This is a genomic window from Kingella sp. SNUBH-2017 (genome assembly GCF_028680565.1).
Lineage (GTDB): Bacteria > Pseudomonadota > Gammaproteobacteria > Burkholderiales > Neisseriaceae > Kingella_D > Kingella_D pumchi.
Map to the genome: position 1 here is coordinate 153,887 of NZ_JAPHVK010000005.1, position 6,797 is coordinate 160,683.

Sequence of the window (6,797 nt, forward strand, 5' to 3'; positions counted from 1 at the left end):
GCGCTGGTCGGCAAAGGCTGGTTTGCTGCAGGTGGGGCGAAGCAGGAAAAAGGCAGCCTGAAAACTTTTCAGGCTGCCTTTTGCCTGTTTGGCGGTTTATGCCTCGCTGCCGCCGACCGTTAATCCCGCATCGATGCGCAGGGTGGGCTGGCCGACGCCTACCGGCACGCTTTGGCCGTCTTTGCCGCAGACGCCGACGCCGGCATCGAGGCTGCTGTCGTTGCCGATCATCGAAACGTGTTTGAGCACTTCGGGGCCGCTGCCGACGATGGTCGAGCCTTTGACCGGATACTGCAGTTTGCCTTTTTCCACCCACCACGCTTCGGAGGCGGAAAAGACGAATTTGCCGCTGGTGATATCGACCTGACCGCCGCCGAAATTGACGGCGTAGATGCCTTTGTCGATGGAGGCGATGATTTCCTGCGGGTCGTGGCTGCCGTTTTCCATAAAGGTGTTGGTCATGCGCGGCAGCACGATTGACGAGTAGCTTTCGCGCCGGCCGTTGCCGGTTACCGGCATGCCCATCAGGCGGGCGTTGGTTTCGTCCTGCATATAGCCGGTGAGGATGCCGTCTTCGATTAGGACGTTGCGGCGGGTTTCGTTGCCTTCGTCGTCGATATTGAGCGAGCCGCGCCGCTCGGCAAGGTTGCCCTGATCAACGACGGTAACGCCGGGGGCGGCGACGCGCTGGCCGAGTTTGCCGGAGAAGGCGCTGGTTTGTTTGCGGTTGAAATCGCCTTCCAAACCGTGCCCCACCGCTTCGTGCAGCAGCACGCCCGGCCAGCCGCTGCCGAGAACAACAGTCATTTCGCCGGCGGGGGCGGGGCGGGATTCGAGATTGGTCAGCGCCTGTTTGACAGCGTGATCAACATAACCTTTGATTTGCGCGTCGCTAAAATAGTCCAAATTGAAACGACCGCCACCACCGCCGCTGCCTTGTTCGCGGCGGCCGTTTTGCTGGGCGATCACGGTTACGCTCAGGCGCACCAGCGGGCGGATGTCGGCGGCGTGGCGGCCGTCGAGACGGGCGATATAGACCAAATCGTATTCGCAGGTCAGCCCGGCCATCACCTGCACGATGCGCGGGTCGGCAGCTTTGGCCAGCGCTTCGACTTTTTGCAGCAGCGCCACTTTGGCGGGCGAATCAAGGCTGGCAATCGGGTTGGCATCGCCGTGGATGGGGGCGGCCGCCACTTTTTGCAGCGGCACACGCACCGGACGGTTGTTGCCCGCCGCGCCGATCACGCGCACCGTTTCGGCGGCGCGGCGCACGGCGGCATCGGTCAGGCTGTCGGCATAGGCAAAAGCGGTTTTCTCGCCCGAAACCGCCCGCACACCCACGCCTTGGTCGATCTGAAAACTGCCGGACTTGACCATGCCTTCTTCCAGATGCCAGCTCTCGAATGCGGTGCGCTGGCAGTAGATATCGGCATAATCGACATGGTGGGCGCCGATCAAATCAAGGCTGGCGTACAGGTTTTCGGCACTCAGTCCGTGTGCATGCAGCAGCCGCTCGCAAACGGTATCGAACACGGAAAAATCATTCATAAACGCTTTCTGCAAACCGCTTTCAGGCAGCCTGAAAGCGGCGGTAGGAAAAAAGGCGCGATTATAGCCGAAACCGCCCGCCCAAGTGCCGGCCGACAAAGCGGCAGATGCGCGAAAACGGCTTTCAGGCTGCCTGAAAAGCAGTAAAACGGCTGCGAAAAAACATTTTTCATATTTTAAATATCAACACATTAACTAACTAATTCTTACCCTTTTGCGCGTAAGCCTTGCAATCAGCGCCGCTTTGGTTTACCGTAAAAAACACTTTAACCCATCACACAAGCGAAAACACCATGTATCTGATTGCCGCCGTCCGCCACCATCACCACCCCGATTAGTCTTTCGGGTGCTGGGCTGTATCCGGAAGATTAGGCTTCCGGAGCGTGCGGCAATATCTGTTTTCATACGCAAAAAACCTTTCGGAAGTTCTGTTGAACCCGAAAGGTTTTTTGCGTTTTTGTTTTTAAAAATCCCAAAGGAGAAACCATGACTGCCAACCCCAACTCCCCACGCCTGCGCATTGCGATGCAGAAATCCGGCCGCTTGAGCAGCGAATCGCAGAGCCTGCTCAAACAATGCGGCGTCAAAATCAACTTCAGCGGTGAGCGCCTGCTCGCCTACGCAGAAAATCTGCCCATCGACATCCTGCGCGTGCGCGACGACGACATTCCCGGCCTGGTCTTTGACGGCGTCGTCGATTGGGGCATCTTGGGCGAAAACGTGCTGGAAGAAGCAGAACTGGCGCGGCTTGCAGCCGGTGAAACGGCGGATTACACCCTGCTGCGCCGTCTCGATTTCGGCGGCTGCCGCCTGGCGCTGGCTATCCCGCGCGACGAAACCTACCGCGACGCGGCAGATTTGGCAGGGCGGCGCATCGCCACCTCATACCCACAACTGCTCAAGCGCTTCATGGAAACGTGCGGCATCGCCTACAAAACCTGCCTGCTCGGCGGCGCGGTGGAAGTCGCGCCACGCGCGGGACTGGCGGATGCGGTCTGCGATTTAGTCTCATCGGGGGCGACGCTGGAAGCCAACGGCCTGCGCGAAGTGGAAACCGTGTACCGCTCTAACGCCTGCCTGATACAACGCGCCGGCGCGCTTGCCGCAGAAACCCGGGCGCTGGCAGCGCGGCTGCTCACCCGCATCCAGGGCGTGGCGCAGGCGCGCGAGTCGAAATACATCATGCTGCACGCACCCAAAGACAAAGTCGAAGCGGTAGTCGCGCTGCTGCCCGGCGTGGAAAACCCGACCATCCTGCCGCTCACCCACGACAGCAGCCACGTCGCGCTGCACATGGTCAGCCAAGAAAACCTCTTTTGGGAAACGATGGAACAGCTCAAAGCCGTCGGCGCCAGCTCAATACTGGTGCTGCCCATCGAAAAAATGCTTGCTTGAGGATACCGCCATGCAAACCCTGAATTGGAACGAACTGAACGAAGCCGAACGCGCTGCTGCCTTACGCCGCCCCGCACAAAACAACGACGCCAACATCCGCGCTGCCGTCGCCGCAATACAAGAACAAGTGCGTACCGGCGGCCTCGATGCCCTGTTGGCTTTAACCGAACGCTTCGACGGCGTCCGTCTTGCCAGCCTCGCCGTCGCCAGCGAGGCCATTGACGCCGCCAGCGCCCGCGTTTCCAACAGCCTGAAAAGCGCGATGCAGACCGCCAAAGCCAACATCGAGCGCTTCCACCGCGCGCAAATCCCGGTGGAAATCGACATCGAAACCCAAGCGGGCGTGCGCTGCCAACAAATCACCCGCCCCATCGCCAGCGTCGGCCTCTACATCCCTGGCGGCAGCGCCCCCTTATTTTCCACCGTGCTAATGCTCGCCGTGCCCGCCAAAATCGCCGGCTGCCACCGCATCACCCTGTGCAGCCCGCCGCCGATAGCCGACGAAATCCTCTACGCCGCGCGGCTGTGCGGCATCGACAGCGTTTATCAAATCGGCGGCGCGCAGGCAGTGTTCGCCCTCGCCTACGGCAGCGGCGGCGTCCCCAAAGCCGAAAAAATCTTCGGCCCCGGCAACGCCTACGTAACCGAAGCCAAGCGGCAAGTACAACAAAGCGGCACCGCCATTGACATGCCCGCCGGGCCATCAGAAGTGTTAATCATCGCCGACGAAGCCGCCAACCCCGCCTTTGTCGCCGCCGACCTGCTCTCACAAGCCGAACACGGCGCGGATTCCCAAGTGATGCTGGTTACGCCCTCGCGCGAACTCGCTCGCCAAGTCGCACAAGAAACCGCCGCGCAACTCGCCGCCCTGCCGCGCGCCGCCACCGCCCGGCAAGCGCTGGCACATAGCCGCATCATCATCGCCGCCGACCTCGCGCAATGCGTCGCCATCAGCAACGCCTACGCGCCCGAACACCTCATCGTACAAACCGCTGCCCCGCGCGCGCTCTTGCCAGAATTAGACAACGCCGGCTCTATTTTCCTCGGCGCCTATTCACCCGAAAGCATGGGCGACTACGCCAGCGGCACCAACCACGTCCTGCCCACCTACGGCTACAGCAAAACCCATTCCAGCCTCGGCCTCGCCGACTTCAGCAAACGCATGACCGTGCAAGAACTCAGCCCGCAAGGCTTCGCCGCGCTGGCGGCGACCGTCGAACAACTCGCCGCCGCCGAACACCTCGACGCGCACAAAAACGCCGTATCCGTGCGCCTCGTCGCCTTACAAACGGCACAAATTGCCCCTGCCAACAGCGAAGGAGGCGCGGAATGAGCACCACACAGCGACAAAACCCAGCAGAACGGCTCCCTCCCCCGTGGGGGAGGGCTGGGGTGGGGGCAGCAAACACGCCGCGCAGCGACAAAACCCCGCTACCCCGCACATAAACCAACCAACAAAGGACACAACCATGCCCAGCATCACCCAACTCGCCCGCGCCGAACTGCGCGACCTCATCCCTTACCAATCCGCGCGCAGCATCGGCGGCGCGGGCGAAGTGTGGCTCAATGCCAACGAAGCCCCCACCGCCCCCGACATTCAGGCTGCCTGCACCGCGCTCAACCGCTACCCCGAACCGCAGCCGCAGCAAGTGCTCGCCGCCTACGCCCGCTACGCGCAAGTACCGGCGGAAAACGTACTCATCACACGCGGCGGCGACGAAGGCATCGAACTGCTGGTGCGCGCCTTCTGCCAACCCGGCAGCGACGCGCTCATCTACTGCCCGCCCACCTACGGTATGTATGCCGTCTCTGCCGCTGCCAACGGCGTTAGCGCGCTCACCGTGCCGCAACGTGCCAATTTCCAGCTCGACCTGCCTGCCATCGCACACGCACTCGACAGCCAGCCGGTCAAACTCATCTTCATCTGCAACCCCAACAACCCCAGCGGCACCCGCCTCAACCGCGCCGACCTCGACGCGCTGCTCGCCATGACGCGCGGTCGTGCCATCGTCGTCATTGACGAGGCCTACATCGAATACAGCGCTGCCGACACCCTCGCCGGCGAACTGCCGCGCCAACCGCACCTTGCCCTCATCCGCACCCTATCCAAAGCGCACGCGCTGGCGGGTATTCGCTGCGGCTTCGTCCTCGCCAATCCCGAACTCATCGGCCTGTTGGCGAAAATCATCGCCCCCTATCCCATTCCGACACCGGTCGCCGACATCGCCGCGCAAGCCTTGAGCGCAGCGGGACTCGCACAAATGCGGCAGCGGGTGGCAGACACCCTCGCCGAGCGCGCCGCCCTGCAAGCCGCCCTACAACAAAGCCCGCTGGTGCGCGAAGTTTACGCAAGCGCCGCCAACTTCCTGCTCGCCCGCTTTAGCGACGGCCCCGCCGTGTTCCAAGCCCTGTGGCAGCGCGGCATCATCCTGCGCAGCCAAGAAAACGCGCACGGCCTCGCCAACTGCATCCGCATCACCGTCGGCAGCCATGCCGAAAACGACACCCTCATCCGCGCCCTGCGCCAACTGGAGCAAACCCCATGACCCGCCCAACCCTCTACATCGACCGCGACGGCACCCTCATCGACGAGCCGAAAACCGACTTCCAAATCGACAGCTTAGAAAAACTGCGCTTCGAGCGCGACGTCATCCCCGCGCTACTGCGCCTGCAAACCCACTACCGCCTGGTCATCGTCAGCAACCAAGACGGCCTCGGCAGCGCCAGCTTCCCGCAGGCGAGCTTCGACACGCCGCACAACAAAATGCTGGAAACCTTCGCCTCACAAGGCATCCGCTTCGACGCGGTGTACATCTGCCCACACCGCGCTGAAGACGGCTGCACCTGCCGCAAGCCGCAAATCGGCCTGCTGCGCGACGAAATCGCCGCCTCGCGCTTTGACCCCGCGCACAGCTACGTCATCGGCGACCGTGACAGCGACCTGCAACTGGCACAAAACCTCGGCATCACCGGTCTGCGCTACCACCCCGACCACCTCGGCTGGGCGCACATCGCCGAAAAACTGCTGCCCGTAGCCGCGACCGAGCGAGCGCCGCGCCGTGCCGACGTGCACCGCCAAACCCGTGAAACCGACATCCGCATCAGCCTCGACCTCGACCGCGCCGGCATCAACCACATCCGCACCGGCATCGGCTTCTTCGACCACATGCTTGACCAAATCGCCACCCACGGCGGCTTCCAGATGAACATCGACTGCGCGGGCGACCTGCACATCGACGAACACCACAGCATCGAAGACACCGCCCTCGCCCTCGGCGAGGCGCTGCGCCAAGCGCTGGGCGACAAACGCGGCATCGCCCGCTTCGGCTTCGTCCTGCCGATGGACGAATGCCGCGCCAAATGCACGCTCGACCTCTCCGGCCGCCCCTACTGCTGCTTCAAAGCCGAATTCAAACGCGAACAGGTTGGCGGCTTTGCCACCGAAATGACCGAACACTTCTTCTACTCGCTCAGCCAAAGCCTGATGTGCACCCTGCACCTTGCCGCAAAAGGCCGCAACGACCACCACAAAATCGAAAGCGTGTTCAAAGCCTTCGGTCGCACCCTGCGCCAGGCCATCCGTATCGAAGGCAGCGAGCTGCCGAGCAGCAAGGGGGTGTTGTGAACAGATATACCCCCTCCCCTGCGAAGCGGGGGAGGGTTGGGGTGGGGGAGTGTACACTCGCGCAGCGACAAACCCAGCGAAAACTCCCACCCCTGCAGCAAGCGTAGCAACTGTATTTTTCACCCCGTCGGGCAAAAATACCAAAACTCAAATCAAGCCGTTTGGATACCATTTTCGGTGGTATCGTTTTTGACAAAGTAATCACGCATCCGGGCATTCAATATCGTCA

The 6,797-nt window shown here is 62.0% G+C and carries 5 protein-coding genes and 1 other annotated feature; of the genes, 4 read left to right on the plus strand and 1 reads right to left on the minus strand.

Features of this window, described 5'->3' with window-relative positions; genetic code table 11:
* Nucleotides 1-96: 96 nt before the first annotated feature.
* Nucleotides 97-1,548, minus strand: coding sequence for a metalloprotease TldD (tldD, locus tag OP500_RS05895; protein WP_274070469.1), 1,452 nt, complete (start codon nt 1,546-1,548; stop codon nt 97-99).
* A 313-nt stretch (nt 1,549-1,861) separates the two neighbouring features.
* Nucleotides 1,862-2,001 (plus strand) — a sequence feature (His leader region).
* A gap of 33 nt (nt 2,002-2,034) precedes the next feature.
* On the opposite strand from tldD, the gene hisG reads away from it, so the two are divergent.
* The 4 genes from hisG to hisB all read left to right on the plus strand — a co-directional run bounded on the left by hisG (nt 2,035) and on the right by hisB (nt 6,568).
* On the plus strand, nt 2,035-2,943 hold the full coding sequence (gene hisG, locus OP500_RS05900) for an ATP phosphoribosyltransferase (RefSeq protein WP_238746618.1): 909 nt from the start codon (nt 2,035-2,037) through the stop codon (nt 2,941-2,943).
* A 10-nt stretch (nt 2,944-2,953) separates the two neighbouring features.
* Entirely contained in the window at nt 2,954-4,276 is a 1,323-nt protein-coding gene (gene hisD / locus OP500_RS05905; RefSeq protein ID WP_274070470.1) for a histidinol dehydrogenase, read from the plus strand.
* Nucleotides 4,277-4,412: 136 nt separating this feature from the next.
* Nucleotides 4,413-5,489 carry a histidinol-phosphate transaminase gene (gene hisC, locus OP500_RS05910; protein WP_274070471.1) on the plus strand — a complete coding sequence of 359 codons (1,077 nt, stop codon included), beginning with the start codon at nt 4,413-4,415 and terminating at the stop codon, nt 5,487-5,489.
* Nucleotides 5,486-6,568, plus strand: coding sequence for a bifunctional histidinol-phosphatase/imidazoleglycerol-phosphate dehydratase HisB (gene hisB / locus OP500_RS05915; RefSeq protein ID WP_238746623.1), 1,083 nt, complete (start codon nt 5,486-5,488; stop codon nt 6,566-6,568). The genes hisC and hisB overlap by 4 nt, the downstream gene beginning before the upstream one ends.
* Nucleotides 6,569-6,797: the final 229 nt, after the last annotated feature.

Coding starts and splice junctions, on each gene's coding strand:
- hisG (WP_238746618.1), top strand. CDS start 2,035: ATGACTGCCAACCCCAACTCCCCACGCCTGCGCATTGCGATGCAGAAA.
- hisD (WP_274070470.1), top strand. CDS start 2,954: ATGCAAACCCTGAATTGGAACGAACTGAACGAAGCCGAACGCGCTGCT.
- hisB (WP_238746623.1), top strand. CDS start 5,486: ATGACCCGCCCAACCCTCTACATCGACCGCGACGGCACCCTCATCGAC.
- hisC (WP_274070471.1), top strand. CDS start 4,413: ATGCCCAGCATCACCCAACTCGCCCGCGCCGAACTGCGCGACCTCATC.
- tldD (WP_274070469.1), bottom strand. CDS start 1,548: ATGAATGATTTTTCCGTGTTCGATACCGTTTGCGAGCGGCTGCTGCAT.